Origin of the sequence: Rhodopseudomonas pentothenatexigens (genome assembly GCF_900218015.1) — a bacterium.
GTDB classification, from domain to species: Bacteria; Pseudomonadota; Alphaproteobacteria; order Rhizobiales; family Xanthobacteraceae; genus Rhodopseudomonas; species Rhodopseudomonas pentothenatexigens.
On sequence record NZ_UFQQ01000038.1, the window covers coordinates 1 to 15408 of the forward strand.

The 15408-nt window shown below is 65.9% G+C and carries 12 protein-coding genes; 6 read left to right on the forward strand and 6 right to left on the reverse strand.

The window, feature by feature from the left end; genetic code table 11:
* Positions 1-576 precede the first annotated feature (576 nt).
* The 6 genes from DWA33_RS22850 to DWA33_RS22880 form a co-directional block, all read right to left on the reverse strand.
* On the reverse strand, positions 577-1350 hold the full coding sequence (locus DWA33_RS22850; protein ID WP_114360797.1) for an SDR family NAD(P)-dependent oxidoreductase: 774 nt from the start codon (positions 1348-1350) through the stop codon (positions 577-579).
* A 297-nt stretch (positions 1351-1647) separates the two neighbouring features.
* Positions 1648-2790, reverse strand: coding sequence for a pimeloyl-CoA dehydrogenase small subunit (pimD, locus tag DWA33_RS22855; protein WP_114360798.1), 1143 nt, complete (start codon positions 2788-2790; stop codon positions 1648-1650).
* A gap of 189 nt (positions 2791-2979) precedes the next feature.
* Complete coding sequence (gene pimC, locus DWA33_RS22860; RefSeq protein WP_114360799.1) at positions 2980-4170, reverse strand: pimeloyl-CoA dehydrogenase large subunit; 1191 nt, start codon at positions 4168-4170, stop codon at positions 2980-2982.
* 161 nt (positions 4171-4331) lie between these two features.
* Positions 4332-5519 carry an acetyl-CoA C-acyltransferase gene (locus DWA33_RS22865; RefSeq protein WP_114360800.1) on the reverse strand — a complete coding sequence of 396 codons (1188 nt, stop codon included), beginning with the start codon at positions 5517-5519 and terminating at the stop codon, positions 4332-4334.
* 37 nt (positions 5520-5556) lie between these two features.
* Positions 5557-7206 (reverse strand): dicarboxylate--CoA ligase PimA, encoded by a 1650-nt coding sequence (gene pimA, locus DWA33_RS22870; RefSeq protein WP_114360801.1) that lies wholly within the window; start codon positions 7204-7206, stop codon positions 5557-5559.
* A gap of 163 nt (positions 7207-7369) precedes the next feature.
* Positions 7370-9469: a 3-hydroxyacyl-CoA dehydrogenase NAD-binding domain-containing protein gene (locus DWA33_RS22880; RefSeq protein WP_114360802.1), complete on the reverse strand. Its 2100-nt coding sequence runs from the start codon at positions 9467-9469 to the stop codon at positions 7370-7372.
* Positions 9470-9600: 131 nt separating this feature from the next.
* Between DWA33_RS22880 and DWA33_RS22885 the strand changes: the two genes are divergently transcribed.
* From DWA33_RS22885 to DWA33_RS22910, 6 genes are all read left to right on the forward strand, one after another.
* Positions 9601-10467 (forward strand): IclR family transcriptional regulator, encoded by an 867-nt coding sequence (locus tag DWA33_RS22885; protein WP_114360803.1) that lies wholly within the window; start codon positions 9601-9603, stop codon positions 10465-10467.
* A 30-nt stretch (positions 10468-10497) separates the two neighbouring features.
* The gene (locus tag DWA33_RS22890) at positions 10498-11298 is read left to right on the forward strand and encodes an ABC transporter ATP-binding protein (protein ID WP_114360804.1); all 801 of its coding nucleotides are present in this window, start codon (positions 10498-10500) and stop codon (positions 11296-11298) included.
* Complete coding sequence (locus tag DWA33_RS22895) at positions 11295-12008, forward strand: ABC transporter ATP-binding protein (protein WP_114360805.1); 714 nt, start codon at positions 11295-11297, stop codon at positions 12006-12008. The genes DWA33_RS22890 and DWA33_RS22895 overlap by 4 nt, the downstream gene beginning before the upstream one ends.
* Positions 12009-12019: 11 nt before the next feature.
* Positions 12020-12898, forward strand: coding sequence for a branched-chain amino acid ABC transporter permease (locus tag DWA33_RS22900; RefSeq protein WP_114360806.1), 879 nt, complete (start codon positions 12020-12022; stop codon positions 12896-12898).
* Between the two features lie 2 nt (positions 12899-12900).
* Positions 12901-13920 (forward strand): branched-chain amino acid ABC transporter permease, encoded by a 1020-nt coding sequence (locus DWA33_RS22905; RefSeq protein ID WP_114360807.1) that lies wholly within the window; start codon positions 12901-12903, stop codon positions 13918-13920.
* 196 nt (positions 13921-14116) lie between these two features.
* Complete coding sequence (locus DWA33_RS22910; protein WP_114360808.1) at positions 14117-15352, forward strand: ABC transporter substrate-binding protein; 1236 nt, start codon at positions 14117-14119, stop codon at positions 15350-15352.
* Positions 15353-15408 lie beyond the last annotated feature (56 nt).

A 15408-nucleotide genomic window follows, 5' to 3' on the forward strand; every position in this document is an offset into this window, starting at 1 on the left:
GCTCCCTCAAAATCGAGACCCGCAAGGACTTCGCCGTCCACGTTTCTCTTTCTTCTTCTTCACTTGTCAAACAGCCCGAGATCCGAAGACCTCACTCTCTACTTAAAGAGAGAACTCCTGCCCCAACGACAACGAAGATGAGCGTCAACCGACAACTATCGGCTGTTGCGTCACTCAACGAAGTGAGGAGCAGTGAAGGCGCCAATTGCTCCCGCGACCCAGGGGACCGAGGGAGCGCCCGACCGGCGGGCAGCGCGTAGATGTGTGTATAGTCGCCCCCTTTTGGCTCCGCAAGCGGAAAATGAAGGATTCGCGAAAAACTCGGCTCCCGGTGGAACCACGACCACGCCCCCGCTTCGCGGCGCCGCAGCGACGCGCCGCCTGGACTCACCGGATATCGTGAAAATACGGGCCTATTCGCGCAGTCACGCCATTGCCGCGCCTGCACGTCTGGTCGGCAACGGCTGTGGATAACTTTCATCCTAGGTTTCGGTTTCAAGAAATCGGAACCGAGACGCTGCCTTTTTTGCTGCTGCGTTCGTGACGCAACCGCTGATGACGGGGCGCGAAAGCGCCTTACACCGACGCCGTGGTGACGCCGCCGTCGATAACGATGGTCTGCCCGGTCATGAAGGTCGAGGCTTCGGAACCGAGATAGGCCACCGCGCCGGCGATTTCGTGCGGCTCGCCGATCCGGCGCAGCGGGGTGCCGGCGGTGCGGCGCTTCAGATTGGCCTCGTCTTCCCACAGCGCGCGCGCGAAGTCGGTCTTGACCAGGCCTGGCGCGATTGCGTTGACACGGACGCCCTTCGGACCCCATTCGCCAGCCAGGCTGCGGCACAGCGCGAAATCGGCCGCCTTGGAGATGCCGTAGGCGCCGATCACGGTCGAGCCGCGCAGCCCCCCGATCGACGAGATGATCACGACGGAGCCGCCGCCGCGCTCGGCCATTTGCGGGATCGCGCGGGCGCACAGCCAGATGTTGCTCTTGACGTTCGACGCCATGATCTTGTCGAACGCCTCGTCGGCGATGTCGAGCAACGGGCCGTAATACGGATTGACTGCGGCGTTGCAGACCAGGATGTCGACCTTGCCGTATTTGGCGGTAGCGCCGTCGATCAGCCCGTCGACCTCGGCCTTGCGCGAGATGTTGCAGGCGATGACGTGGGCGTCGCCGCCCTCCTTGCGGATGCCTTCGGCGACCTCTTCACATGCATCGGCCTTGCGGCTGGACACGACCACCTTGGCGCCGAGCCTGGCGAGCAGCTCCGCCGATGCCCGACCAATGCCGCGCGACGAGCCGGTGATGACGGCAACCTTGCCGGACAGATCGAACGGATTGGTGGTCATGGCGAGGCTCCCTGTGGTCTGTTTGTTGTTGTTTTTAGTTCGTGTCGGCCAACGGCTCTCCCCGTCATTCCGCGGCGCGAGCGGAAGCTCGCGCAGCCGGAATGACAAACATGTCGGTCGGGACGGACCAACTTGCGCCGGCCTGCTCCCTCGCCCCGCTCTTGCGGGGAGAGGGTTGGGGTGAGGGGCGACGCGAGCACTGACGCTCGGCCTTGCGGAGACGCCCCCTCACCCGGATTGCTGCGCAATCCGACCTCTCCCCGCGCGCGGGGAGAGGTTACGCTGTGCACGTGGCCTTCAGATCAGCCCACCACCCGCGCTGACGCGGGCGAGGTGGTGGTCGGTGTCGCCGAAGGTCTGCTCGATCATGGTCAGCCGCTTGAAGTAGTGGCCGATCTTGGCTTCCATCGTCATGCCGATGCCGCCGTGGAGCTGGATCGACTGCTGGCCGACGAACTTGCCGGACTTGCCGATCTGCACCTTGGCGGCCGCGATCGCGGCGGCGCGCTCACGAGCGTCGTCGAACTCCGCCGCCATGGTGGCGAACATCGCCATCGAGCGGGCCTGTTCGGTGGCGACGAACATGTCGGCGGCGCGATGCTGCAGCACCTGGAAGCTGCCGATCGGCACGCCGAACTGCTTGCGGGTCTTGATGTACTCGACCGTGGTGGTGAGCGATTCATCCATCAGGCCGACCGCTTCAGCGCACAGCGCGCTGCGGGCGTCGTCGACCACCGCCTCGACCAGCTCGAGCGCGTTCTCCGGATCGCCGATCGCCGCATCGGCGCCGACCTGGACGCCGGTGAAGGTGATGTCGGCGGCGTGCAGCCCGTCCTGGGTCGGATAGCCCTTGCGGGTGACGCCCTTGGCGTCGGCCGGCACCAGGAACGCGCCGACGCCGGCGCGGTCACGCTGGCCGCCCTTGGTGCGGGCGGTGACGATCAGGGTGTCGGCGGCCTCGCCGTTCAGTACCACGAACTTCTCGCCGTCGATCACCCAGCCGTCGCCGTTCTTCTTGGCGGTGGTGGCGACGTCCCCGAGATCCCATCGCGAGTTCTTTTCAAGCTGGGCGAACGCGAAGGTCTTGGAGCCGTCGATGATGCCGGGCAGATGCGCGGCCTTCTGCGCAGCCGAACCGGCGCGGCGCAGGAAGCCGCCGCCGATCACCACGGTCGGCAGATAGGGTTCGAGCACCAGCGCGTGGCCGAGCGCTTCCATGACGATCATGGTCTCGACCGCACCGGCGCCGAAGCCGCCGTCTTCTTCCGAGAACGGCAGGCCGAGCAGACCCTGCTCGGCGAACTTGCCCCACACCGCACGGCTCCAGCCGCCGGTCTCCTTGGCGTACTTCTTGCGGCTGTCGAAGTCGTAAGAGCCCTTCAGCAGGCCTTCGACGCTTTCCTTGAGGAGGCGTTGCTCCTCCGACAAATCAAAATCCATCGTGATGCTTCCTTGAGAAATCCGGTTGCCTCGCTCCCTCTCCCCGCTTGCGGGGAGAGGGCTGGGGTGAGGGGCGACGCGAGTCGCTGACTCTCGGCCTTGCGTAGACGCCCCCTCACCCGGATTGCTGCGCAATCCGACCTCTCCCCGCGCGCGAGGAGAGGTTTGGGAGACGCTTCGCTGAGCCGCTTACAGCCCGAGCACCGCCTTGCAGATGATGTTGCGCTGGATCTCGTTGGAGCCGCCGTAGATCGAGACCTTGCGGTTGTTGAAGTAACCCGGGGCGATCTGGGCGGTCCAATCCATCGTCTCGTTCGAGTCGTCGTCGCCGTGGACGTCGTAGGGCGCGGCGAACGGGCCGATCACTTCCATCAACAGCTCGGTGGTCGCCTGCTGGATCTCGGAGCCCTTGATCTTCAGCACGGACGAGGCCGGGTTCGGCTTGCCCTTGCCGTGCTTGCCTTCATCGGCGACGACGCGGAGCTGGGTGAGTTCGAGCGCCTTCAGCTCGATCTCGACCGCAGCCAGCTTGTCTCGGAACTTGGGATCGTCGATCACCGGCTTGCCGCCGGACTCGACCTGCGCGGCGAGCTGCTTGATGCGACGGATGCGCTCCTTCGACATGCCGACGCGGGCGATGCCGGTGCGCTCGTTGCCGAGCAGGAACTTGGCGTAGTCCCAGCCCTTGTTCTCCTGGCCGACCAGGTTCTCCAGCGGCACCTCGACGTCGTCGAAGAACACTTCGTTGACCTCGTGCCCGCCGTCGATGGTCTGGATCGGACGGACGGTGATGCCCTTGGTCTTCATGTCGACCAGGATGAAGGAGATGCCTTCCTGCTTCTTGGCGGCCGGATCGGTGCGGCACAGGCAGAAGATCCAGTCGGCGTGCTGCGCCAGCGTGGTCCAGGTCTTCTGGCCGTTGATGATCCACTTGTCGCCCTTCTTCTCCGCCTTGGTCTTGAGCGACGCGAGGTCGGAGCCCGAGCCCGGCTCGGAGAAGCCCTGGCACCACCAGTCGTCGACATTGGCGATGCGCGGCAGGAAGCGCTTCTTCTGCTCCTCGCTGCCGAAGGTGTAGATCACCGGGCCGACCATCGAGACGCCGAAGGCGAGCGGCTGCGGCGCGGGCGCGGCCTGCAGCTCCTCATTGAAGATGTAGTGCTGCACGCTGCTCCAGCCGGTGCCGCCGTACTCCTTCGGCCAGTGCGTCACCGCCCAGCCCTTCTTGTTGAGGATGCGATACCACTCCACCATTTCTTCCTTGGTGTTGTGGCGGCCCTCCACCAACTTCTGGCGCGTCTTGGCCGGCACATTGTCCTTGAAGAACTGCCGCACCTCGTCGCGGAACGCGATCTCTTCCTTGCTGAAATTCAGATCCATCGGATCCTCCTTGGGTCGAATTCGTCTACGAAACTATCATTCGTCATTCCGGGGCGCGCGAAGCGCGAACCCGGGATCTCGAGCTGTTGAGGAGTGCCGCAGCCACATCCGGATTCCGGGTTCGCGAGCTGCGCTCGCGCCCCGGAATGACTCCCGTGAGCTTACTGCACGATCTCGAACAAGCCGGCCGAGCCCATGCCGCCTCCGACGCACATCGTCACCACTGCGTACTTGGCCTTGCGGCGGCGCCCCTCGATCAGGGCGTGGCCGGTGAGGCGCGCACCCGACATGCCGTAGGGGTGGCCGACCGAGATCGCGCCGCCGTTGACGTTGAGCTTCTCCGGGTCGATCCCGAGCTTGTCGCGGCAGTACAGCACCTGCACGGCGAAGGCCTCGTTCAGCTCCCACAGGCCGATGTCGTCGACGGTGAGGCCGTGACGCTTCAACAGCCGCGGCACCGCGAACACCGGGCCGATGCCCATCTCGTCCGGCTCGCAGCCGGCCGAGACGAAGCCGCGGAAGATGCCGAGCGGCTTGAGGTTCTTCTGCGCCGCCAGCTTGTCGCTCATCACCACGGTGGCGGAGGCGCCGTCGGAGAGCTGGCTGGCGTTGCCGGCGGTGACGAAATAGCCCTCACCGCGCACCGGCTTGAGCGAGGCCAGACCTTCGGCGGTGGTCTCCGGGCGATTACCCTCGTCCTTGCTGAGCGTGATGTCCTGCATCGAGACGTTGCCGGTGGCCTTGTCGACCACGCCCATCTTGGTGGTGATCGGCGCGATCTCGTCGTTGAACTTGCCGCCCTGCTGCGCGGCCGCGGTGCGGCGCTGGCTTTCCAGCGCGTATTCGTCCTGCGCCTCGCGCGAGATGCCATAGCGCTTCGCCACCACTTCGGCGGTGTCGATCATCGCCATGTAGACGTCGCCCTTCATCGCCTGCAGCGCCGGGTCGACGGCGTGGAAGGCATTCATCTTGTCGTTCTGCACGAGGCTGATCGACTCGCCGCCGCCGCCGACCGCGACCTCGACGCCATCGAAGATCACCGAGCGGGCGGCGAGCGCAATCGCCTGCAGGCCGGAGGCGCACTGCCGGTCGATGGTGGTGCCGGCGGTGGTCACCGGCAGGCCGGCGCGCAGCAGCGCCTTGCGGGCAATGTTGCCGCCGGTGGCGCCCTGCTGCAGCGCCGCACCCATCACCACGTCCTCGACCTCCTTCGGGTCGATGCCGGCACGCTTGACCGCGTGCTCGATGGCGTGGCCGAGCAGCGTGGCGCCCTCGGTGGCGTTGAGGGCGCCGCGATACGCCTTGCCGATCGGCGTGCGCGCGGTGGAAACGATGACGGCCTCGGTCATGAGCAGGCTCCTGCGGTTGTTGTTAGGACTGACTGTCTTAGGTGTTGGCTGTGGTCTGCTGGCTGCGCAGTTCGTGGCGGGACAGCTTGCCCACCGTGGTGCGCGGTAGTTCGTCGCGAAATTCGACCGCGGTCGGCAATTCGTGCTTGCCGAGCTTGCCGGTGAGGAAGGCGCGCAGTTCCTCGACGCTGAACGGCTTGGCGCCGTCGCGCAGCTTGACGAATGCCTTGGCGGCCTCGCCGCGGTAATCGTCCGGAATGCCGATCACGATCACTTCCTGCACCGCCGGGTGTTCGTAGATCGCCTGCTCGATCATCTGCGGATAGACATTGAAGCCGCCGGAGATGATCATGTCCTTCTTGCGATCGACCAGAAAGAAATAGCCGTCCTGGTCCATATAGCCGATGTCGCCGGTGAGAAAACGGTCGTCGACGAAACTGTGAGCGGCCTCTTCCGGCCGGTTCCAATAGCCCTTGGTGACGTTCGGCCCGCGCACCCGGATCTCGCCGACCTCGCCGGGCTTCAGCACCTTCGAGGTGTCGTCGAGCGCGACGACGTCGAGCTCGATCCCCGGCAGCATCAGGCCGATCGAGCCCGGCTTGTCCGGCCCCTCCGGCGGATGGCCGGTGCCGGGCGAGCAGGTCTCGGTCATGCCCCAGCCGCTCTTGAGCGACAGCCCGGTCTTGCGCTCGAACAGCCGCGCGACTTCCACCGGCAGCGGCGCGCCGCCGGAGCCGGCGGTGACCAGCGACGACAGATCGCGCTTCTCCAGCGAGGGATCGTTGGCGAGCGCGATCCACATCGTCGGCACGCCCGGGAACGAGGTGGCGCGCTTCTCCTCGATGTCGCGGAAGATCGAAGCGACGTCGAAGCGCTGGTGCAGCGAGATCAGGTCGCCCTGGCGCAGGCAGCGAAACAGGATCACGGTGAGCGCGTAGATGTGGAACAGCGGCAGCACGCAGATCACGCGCTCGATCACGCCCTCGCGCCGGCTCGGCGCCCACCAGATGCTGAAGATCGACTCGGCGGCGGTGAGATTGCCGTGGGTCAACATCGCGCCCTTGGGCAGACCGGTGGTGCCGCCGGTGTATTGCAGCAGCGCGATGTCGTCGGGCGTGACGGCCGGCCAGGACATCGGCTTCAAGGCGTCCTTGACGAAGTCGGCGTAGGTGATCACCCGGGGATCGTCGGGCAGCGGCGACAGCGGCGTGCCGGACTCGCCCCACGCCGCATCGGCGCAGACAATCAGGCGGTCGAGCAACCCCTTCTCCAAGAACTTCTGCGCCATCGGCAGCAGCGCGGCGGAATTGGTGGTGATCAGCACCCGCGCGCCGGAATCGGTCAGCTTGTGCGACAGCGCGCGCTCGCCGTCGAGCGGCGACAGATGCACGACGCGGGCGCCGGCCTTCAGCGCGCCGAAGAAATTGACCGGATGGTCCGGCGTGTTGCCGAGAAACAGCGCGACCGAGCAGTCGCGGCCGTAGCCGGCGGCGAGCAGCGCCGCGGCGGCGGTCTCGGCCATCGCTTCGAGCTTGGTGTAGGTGATCTGCCGGTCGCGGAATTCCAGCGCCGGGCGCGATCCGTAGTCCTTCGCGGCCTGCGCGAGCAGATCGACCAGCGTGCCGCGCGGAATCGGCACGTCCCAGCGGATTCCAGGGGGGTAGAACTGTTCGCCGGGTTTGGACATGCCACCAACCATTGCTGAATGAACTAAGGATTGTTCTGAAGCGAGGCGAGCGTAGCTCCCCTCCCCCTTGCGGGGAGGGGTCGGGGGTGGAGGTCCACGACGGCAGCCTGTCCTCGTGGCCCCTCACCCCGGCCCCTCCCCGCAACCGGGAGAGCGAGAACGATCACGCAGCCGCCTTGCTGGGCTGGCCGATCGACGCGAAGGTCTTGCCTTCGTCGGCGAGCTTCTTCAGCAGCGGTGCCGGCTCCAGCGACGGATCGTTGGTGGCCTTGGCATACGCGCTGAGCCGGTCGGCGATGTGCTTGAGGCCGACGCTGTCGGCGTAGTGCATCGGGCCGCCGCGATAGATCGGCCAGCCGTAGCCGTACAGCCAGACCACGTCGATGTCGCTCGGACGCGCCGCGATCTTCTCCTCCAGGATGCGGGCACCCTCGTTGATCATCGGGTACACCATCCGCTCGAGGATCTCCTCGTCGGTGATGTCGCGGTGCTTGAGGCCGAGCTTGGCGAGCGTTTCGTTGATCAGCGTCTCGACTTCCGGATCGGGCAGCGGCGAACGGGAGCCCTGTTCGTACTTGTAGTAGCCCTTGCCGGTCTTCTGGCCGAAGCGGCCGGCTTCGCACAGCGCGTCCGCGATCTCCGACTTGATGCCGCGGTCCTTGCGCGAACGCCAGCCAATATCGAGGCCGGCAAGGTCGCCCATCGCGAACGGGCCCATCGGCATGCCGAATTTGGTGACGACGGCGTCGACCTGCTGCGGCAGCGCGCCTTCGAACAACAGCTTCTCGGACTGCTTGGAGCGGGCCGCAAGCATGCGGTTGCCGACAAAGCCGTCGCAGACGCCGACCACGACCGGCACCTTCGCGATCTTCTTGGAGATCGACACCGCAGTGAGCAGCGCGTCCGGCGCGGTCTTGGCGCCGCGCACGATCTCGCACAGCTTCATGACGTTGGCCGGCGAGAAGAAGTGCATGCCGAGCACGTCCTGCGGACGCTTGGTGACGGCCGCGATCTCGTCGATGTTGAGATAGGAGGTGTTGGAGGCGAGCACCGCGCCCGGCTTGGCGTGGGCGTCGATCGCGGTGAACACTTCCTTCTTCACCGCCATCGTCTCGAACACCGCCTCGATCACCAGGTCGGCGTCCTTGACGTTCTCGAGCCCGACCACGCCGGCGATCAGCGCCATCCGCTTGGCCGGCGCATCCGCCGGAATGCCGCCGCGCGCTGCGGTGGCTTCCCAGTTCTTCTGCATGATGCCGAGGCCGCGCTTGAGCTGCTCGTCGCCGGTCTCGATCAGCGTCACCGGAATGCCCGCATTGGCGAACGACATCGCGATGCCGCCGCCCATGGTGCCGGCGCCGATGATCGCGACGCGCGCCACGGAGCGCGGCTTGGTGCCGTCCGGCACGCCATCGACCTTGGCGGCCTCACGCTCGGCGAAGAACGCGTAGCGCTGCGCCTTCGACTGGTCGGAAACGAGCAGCTTCATGAAGCCCTCGCGCTCCTTCTTCATACCCTCGTCGAACGGCAGATCGATCGCGGCACCGATCGCGTCGGCGCAGGCGAACGGCGCCTCGAGGCCCCGCGCCTTCTTGGTGATCGCCGCGACTGCGTTGGTGAAGATCGAACGATCGGCCTTGGCGGCGGCGAGCTTGGAGTCGTCGTCGCGCAGCCGGCGCAGCGGGCGCTTGTCGGCCAGCACCTTCTTGGCGAACGCGACTGCGCCCGCAACCAGGTCAGTGACGATCTCTTCGACCAGACCATGCTTCAGCGCTTCGGCCGCACCGATCGGATTGCCACCGACGATCATCTGCACCGCCAGCTCCGGACCGACCGCGCGCGGCAGCCGTTGCGTGCCGCCGGCACCCGGCAGCAATCCGAGCTTGACCTCGGGAAGGCCCAGCTTGGCCTCCTTCACCGCGACGCGGAAATGACAGCCGAGCGCGACTTCGAGACCGCCGCCGAGCGCGGTGCCGTGGATCGCCGCGACGGTCGGCTTTGACGAATTCTCGAGCGCGGCGATCACTTCGGTGAGCGCCGGCGGCTGCGGCGGCTTGCCGAATTCGGTGATGTCGGCACCGGCGATGAAGGTACGGCCCGCACATACCAGCACGATCGCCTGCACGTCGGAATCGGCAACGGCGGCGTTGACGTTCTCCAAAATGCCGCGGCGAACAGCCGCACTGAGCGCATTGACCGGCGGACTGTCGACGGTGACGATCGCGACCTGATCCTGCGTTGCGCGTGTGACGACTTCGCTCATGCCGTTCTCCTTGGATTTGCGTTTCTTTGTTCGTTTCGCAGTGCGAAAATTAATTCCACATCTTGACAGCGAGGGTTATTTTGAAGAGCGTCGATTGTCAACGACGTCCATAAATCAAAAGCCGTGCAGGGATGAAGCGCCCACCCAAGAAAACCGCCGCCGACCGCAGTTTCGTCGTCGCCCTGGCGCGCGGATTGGAAGTGTTGCGCGCATTCGGCCCGAACGACGGGCTGCTCGGCAACCAGGAACTGGCGGCGCGTACCAAGCTGCCCAAGCCGACGATCTCGCGGCTGACCTACACCCTCACCAAGCTCGGCTATCTGACTCAGGTGCCACGGTTCGAGAAGTATCAACTCGCGCCGGCGGCGATGTCGCTCGGCTACGCGGCGGTGGCCAATCTCGGATTGCGGCATCTGTCGCAGCCCTTCCGCGACGAATTGATGCAGCAGACAGGCGGCGCGGTCGCGGTCGGCGCGCGCGACCGGCTCAGCATGATCTATGTCGGGCAGGCGCGGTCGAGCCTCACCGTCGGCGTGCAACTCGACGTCGGCTCGCGGATTCCGATCGCCACCACCGCCATGGGTCGCGCGTATCTGTGTGCGCTGCAAAGCGACGAACGCGCGGCTTTGATGCGGGAAATGCGCGAGCATTACGGCAGCCGCTGGCCGCGTATCAAGGAAGGCATCGAACGCTCGGAAGAGATGGTCGCCAAACGCGGCTTTGCAATCTCGGTCGGGGAGTGGCAGGACGACGTTCATGCCGCGGGCGTGGCGATGACGCTGAACGACGGCACGGGGCCGTACGCTTTCAACTGCGGCGCGCCGGCATTCCGTTTCACGGAAGAGCGTCTGATCAACGACATTGGACCTCGCCTTGTGGCGATGGTAAGGAAAATCGAAGCGGCGCTCGGGGGAGTAGCTGCGCCGCAACCAAGAAAATCCGATAACAAAAGAACAAAAGGAGGGAAAGTTGCGCGTGTCGTCGAGGGGATCAGGTAGCAATTCGCTGCCTCGGCCGGGCCACTGCAAATGATGCAGGCTCAGGTCTCGTCTTCCGCGTCACCGCTTCTTGCGGTGCGCGACGTCAGCGTCGTGTTCGGGGGCATCGTCGCCCTGAACGGCATTTCTTTCAACATGCAAAAGGGACAGATTCTCGGTCTGATCGGCCCGAACGGCGCCGGCAAGACCACGCTGTTCAATTGTCTGTCGCGGCTGTACCAGCCGAGCAAGGGCGACATCCTGCTCGAAGGCGAGAGCATTCTGTCTCGCCCGCCGCATCGCATCGCCGAGGTCGGGATCGGCCGCACGTTCCAGAACGTCGCGCTGTTCCCGAACATGTCGGTGCTCGACAACGTCCGCGTCGGTGCGCATTGCCGCACCAACAGCGACATCGTTTCGGATTCACTGCGGATGCCGTGGATCCGCAGCGGCGAGAAGGCCCTGAATAAGCGCGTCGACGACATTCTCGGCTATCTCGACCTTCGTAGCGTCGCCCACACCACCGTGTCGGGCCTGCCGTTCGGCACCCAGAAGCGGGTCGAGCTGGCGCGCGCACTGGCCGCCGAGCCGAAGATCCTGCTGCTCGACGAACCCGCGGGCGGCCTCAACCACGAGGAAGTCTACAACCTCGGCGACCTGATCCGCCGCATCCGCGACGACCGCGGCATCACCGTGCTGCTGGTCGAGCATCACATGGGCATGGTGATGTCGACCGCCGACTACGTGGTCGCGCTGAATTTCGGCCGCAAGCTCGCAGAGGGGACGCCGACGCAGGTGCAGAACGACCCGGATGTGATCAAAGCCTATCTGGGGAGCAAGGACGAACAATGACCGCGATGCTCAACGTTCGCGACCTGCGCGCCTATTACGGCCAGGTCCAGGCGCTGCACGGGCTCGAATTCGACCTGCACGAAGGCAGCCTCACCACCCTGCTCGGCGCCAACGGCGCCGGCAAGACCACCACGCTGCGGGCGATCTGCAACATGGTGCGCTCGACCGGGGCGATCGAGTTCGAGGGCAAGTCGATCAGCAAGAGCTCGACCGAATCCATCGTCAAGCTCGGCATCGCCCACGTCCCGCAGGGCCGCGGCACCTTCACCACGATGACGGTGGAGGAAAACCTCCAGCTCGGCGCGATCAGCCGCAAGGACACCAAGGCGATCGCCTCGGACATCGAGCGGATGTACGCGCACTTCCCGGTGCTGAAACAGCGCCACACCCAGCAGGCCGGCACGCTGTCCGGCGGCGAGCAGCAGATGCTGGCGGTCGCCCGCGCACTGATGCTGCGGCCTCGCCTGATGCTGCTCGACGAGCCCTCGTTCGGCCTCGCTCCGTTGATCGTGCGGGATCTGTTCAAGATTCTCGGCAAGATCAACCGCGAGGACAAGGTCACCATCCTGGTGGTCGAACAGAACGCGCAGCTCGCGCTCGAACTCGCCGACAAGGCGTATGTGATCGAGACCGGGCGGATCGTGATGTCCGGAAATGCGGCGGAAATCGCCAGCAACGAAGACGTCCGCAAATCGTATCTGGGTTACTGAGGAGACCGGCCGTGGATCTGTTTCTGAACCAAATCCTGGCTGGCATCGCCACCGGGGCGATCTATGCCTGCATGGCGCTCGCCGTGGTGATGATCTACCAGGCGATCGACCATCTCAACTTCGCGCAAGGCGAAATGGCGATGTTCTCGACCTTCGTCGCCTGGCAGTTGATGCAATGGGGCGTGCCGTATTGGGGCGCCTTCGTGCTGACGCTGGCGTTCTCGTTCGCCGGCGGCGTCATCATCGAGCGGGCGCTGTTCAAACCGCTCGGCAACGCGCCGGTGCTGACCCACGTCGCGGGCTTCATCGCGCTGTTCGCGATCATCAACTCGGTCGCGGGCCTGACCTGGGACTTCACCATCAAGCAGTTCCCGTCGCCGTTCGGCTCGTCGCCGTTCCTCGGCAGCCAGCTGATCTCGACCCACCAGGCCGGCATGATCGGCGTCACCGTGGTGCTGCTGATCCTGCTGTACCTGTTCTTCCAGTTCACCCGGGTCGGTCTGGCGATGCGGGCGGCGGCGGCGCAGCCGGAGTCCGCACGTCTGGTCGGCGTCAACACCTCGTGGATGATCGCGCTCGGCTGGGGCATGGCGGCGGCGATCGGCTCGATCGCCGGCATGCTGATCGCTCCGGTGGTGTTCCTGGAGCCCAACATGATGGGCGGCGTGCTGATCTACGGCTTCGCCGCGGCGGTGCTCGGCGGGCTGTCGAGCCCGTTCGGCGCGGTGGTCGGCGGCTTCCTGGTCGGCGTGTTCGAGAACCTCGCCGGCACCTACATCCCGGGTGTCGGTAACGAGCTCAAGCTGCCGATCGCGCTGGCGCTGATCGTCACCGTTCTCGTCGTGAAACCCACTGGCCTGTTCGGCCGCACCATCGTCAAGCGAGTCTGAACATGAGCGCGCTGCAAGAAGTCGTCAACGATACCCAGCCGGTCGAGACCACGCCGAAGAAGTACATGGCGCTCGGCACCACCGCATCCGTCGTGGTGGTGCTGCTGCTGTGTTTCGCCCCGCTGTTCGCCAAGAACTTCGTCATCTTTCAGATGACGATGGTGCTGATCTACGCCATCGCCGTGCTGGCGCTCAACATCCTGACCGGCGGCTCCGGCCAGTTCTCGCTCGGCCAGAGCGCGTTCTACGCGGTCGGCGCCTACACCTCCGCGATCCTGATGGAGACCTTCGGCGTCAACTACGCGTTGACGCTGCCGATCTCCGGCGCGATCTGCTTCGTCTGCGGCTATCTGTTCGGCCTGCCGGCGTTGCGGCTGTCCGGCATCTATCTGGCGCTCGCGACCTTCGCGCTCGCCACTGCGATGCCGCAGCTCCTGAAGCTGCACTACTTCGAGCATTGGACCGGCGGCGTCCAGGGCCTGGTCATCACCAAGCCCGACGCGCCGTTCGGCCTGCCGATGTCGCAGGACATGTGGCTGTACTACTTCGTGCTGGTGGTCTCGATGGTGATCTACGTCGCCTCGGTCAACCTGCTGAAGTCGCGCTCGGGCCGGGCGATGATGGCGATCCGCGACAACGAGATCGCCGCTTCGGCGATGGGCGTCGACGTGGCCCGCTACAAGACGCTGGCGTTCGGCGTCAGCGCCGGCATCACCGGCGTCGCCGGCGGCCTCGGCGCGATCGCGGTGCAGTTCGTCGCGCCCGACAGCTACACCATCCAGCTCGCCATCGCGCTGTTCCTCGGCATGGTGGTCGGCGGCGTCGGCTGGCTGCCCGGCTCGATCGTCGGTGCGGCGTTCATCGTGTTCGTGCCGAACATCGCCGAAGGCTTCTCCAAGGGCCTGTCGGGCGCGGTGTTCGGCGTGATCCTGATCCTGATCATCTTCCTGCTGCCGCACGGCTCGCGGCAGATCGCCTACACGGCCGAGCGCTGGGTGCACAAGCTCACCCGGCGCAAATAGCCACCGCTCACACGGCGGACCGATCGCCCGAGCCCCTCGCGACCCTTTCGCGAGGGGCTTTTTCGTGGCAGCTGGTCGGCGGCCTCCGCGCCGCCCGCGGAGCTGTTGCCCGATCCGGGGCTGTCGCAGCGGCCGGCGCCGGCGTATGCAGGCGCCACCCCGGCGCGGTTAGCGCGCCCAACATCCTGATCGAGCCATGCCGTCTGCTGTCGTTCGCCGCACGCGCCGCCGCGCGATGTCGCTGCTGTCCGCCGCCGTTCTCGCCCTCGCCGCGCCGGCGCTGGCACAGGCCGCCGGTCCCGACACCGAGGCCGGCACCATCCGGATCGGCAACCTGATGCCGTATTCCGGGCCGGCGTCGGCCTATTCGATCGTCGGCCGGATCGAGCAGGCGTATTTCAGGATGATCAACGACCAGGGCGGCATCAACGGCCGCCGCATCGCATTCGTCTCCTACGACGACGGCTACAATCCGGCCAAGGCGGTCGAGCAGGTGCGCAAGCTGGTCGAACGCGACGAGGTGCTGCTGGTGTTCAGCCCGATGGGCACGCCGTCGAACGCCGCGATTCAGAAATACCTCAACCTCAAACAGGTGCCGCAATTGTTCGCCGCCACCGGCGCGACAAGGTTCGGCGATCCCAAGGCGTTTCCCTGGACGATGGGCTGGCAGCCGCCGTACCAGACCGAAGGCCGAGTCTATGCCAAGTACATCCTGGCGACCAGACCGGCGGCGCGGATTGCGGTGCTGTACCAGAACGACGATCTCGGCCGCGACCTGCTGAAGGGCCTGAAGGACGGACTCGGCGACCGCGCGGCGGCGATGATCGCCCTGGAGGAGAGCTACGAGGTCACGGAGCCGACCGTCGACAACCACATCGCCCGGATGAAGGCGTCGGGCGCGGACGTATTCGTCTCGATCACCACGCCGAAATTCGCCGCCCAGAGCATCCGCGCCGCCGCCACCCTGGACTGGCATCCGCTGTATGTGCAGGCGCTGGTGTCGGCCTCGATCGCCGCGGTGCTCCGCCCCGCCGGGCTCGACGCAGCGCAGGGGCTCGTATCGGCCGCCTACAACAAGGACGCCGCTGATCCGCAATGGCGGAGCGACCCCGGCATGCAGCGGTTCCACGCCTTCCTCGACGCCTACGCGCCGGACGTCGACCGCGGTGATAATTCGGTGGTGTACGGCTACGGCGCGGCACAATGCCTGGTCGAGGTGCTGCGCCGCGCCCGCGACGATCTCAGCCGCGCCAACATCATGAAGCAGGCCGCCAGCCTGCAGGGCTACGCCCCCGATACGCTGCTGCCCGGCATAACCGTGAACACCGCAGCGGACGACTTCCATCCGATCGAGCAGCTCCGGATGATGCGGTTCTCCGGCGACCATTGGCAACTCTTCGGACCGGTGATCGGCGGCGAGCTGCGTAACTAAGTCGGGGCTTCAAAGGGCGCCCGCGAAACTCCACCGCGCGGCATAAATCTGCTTGC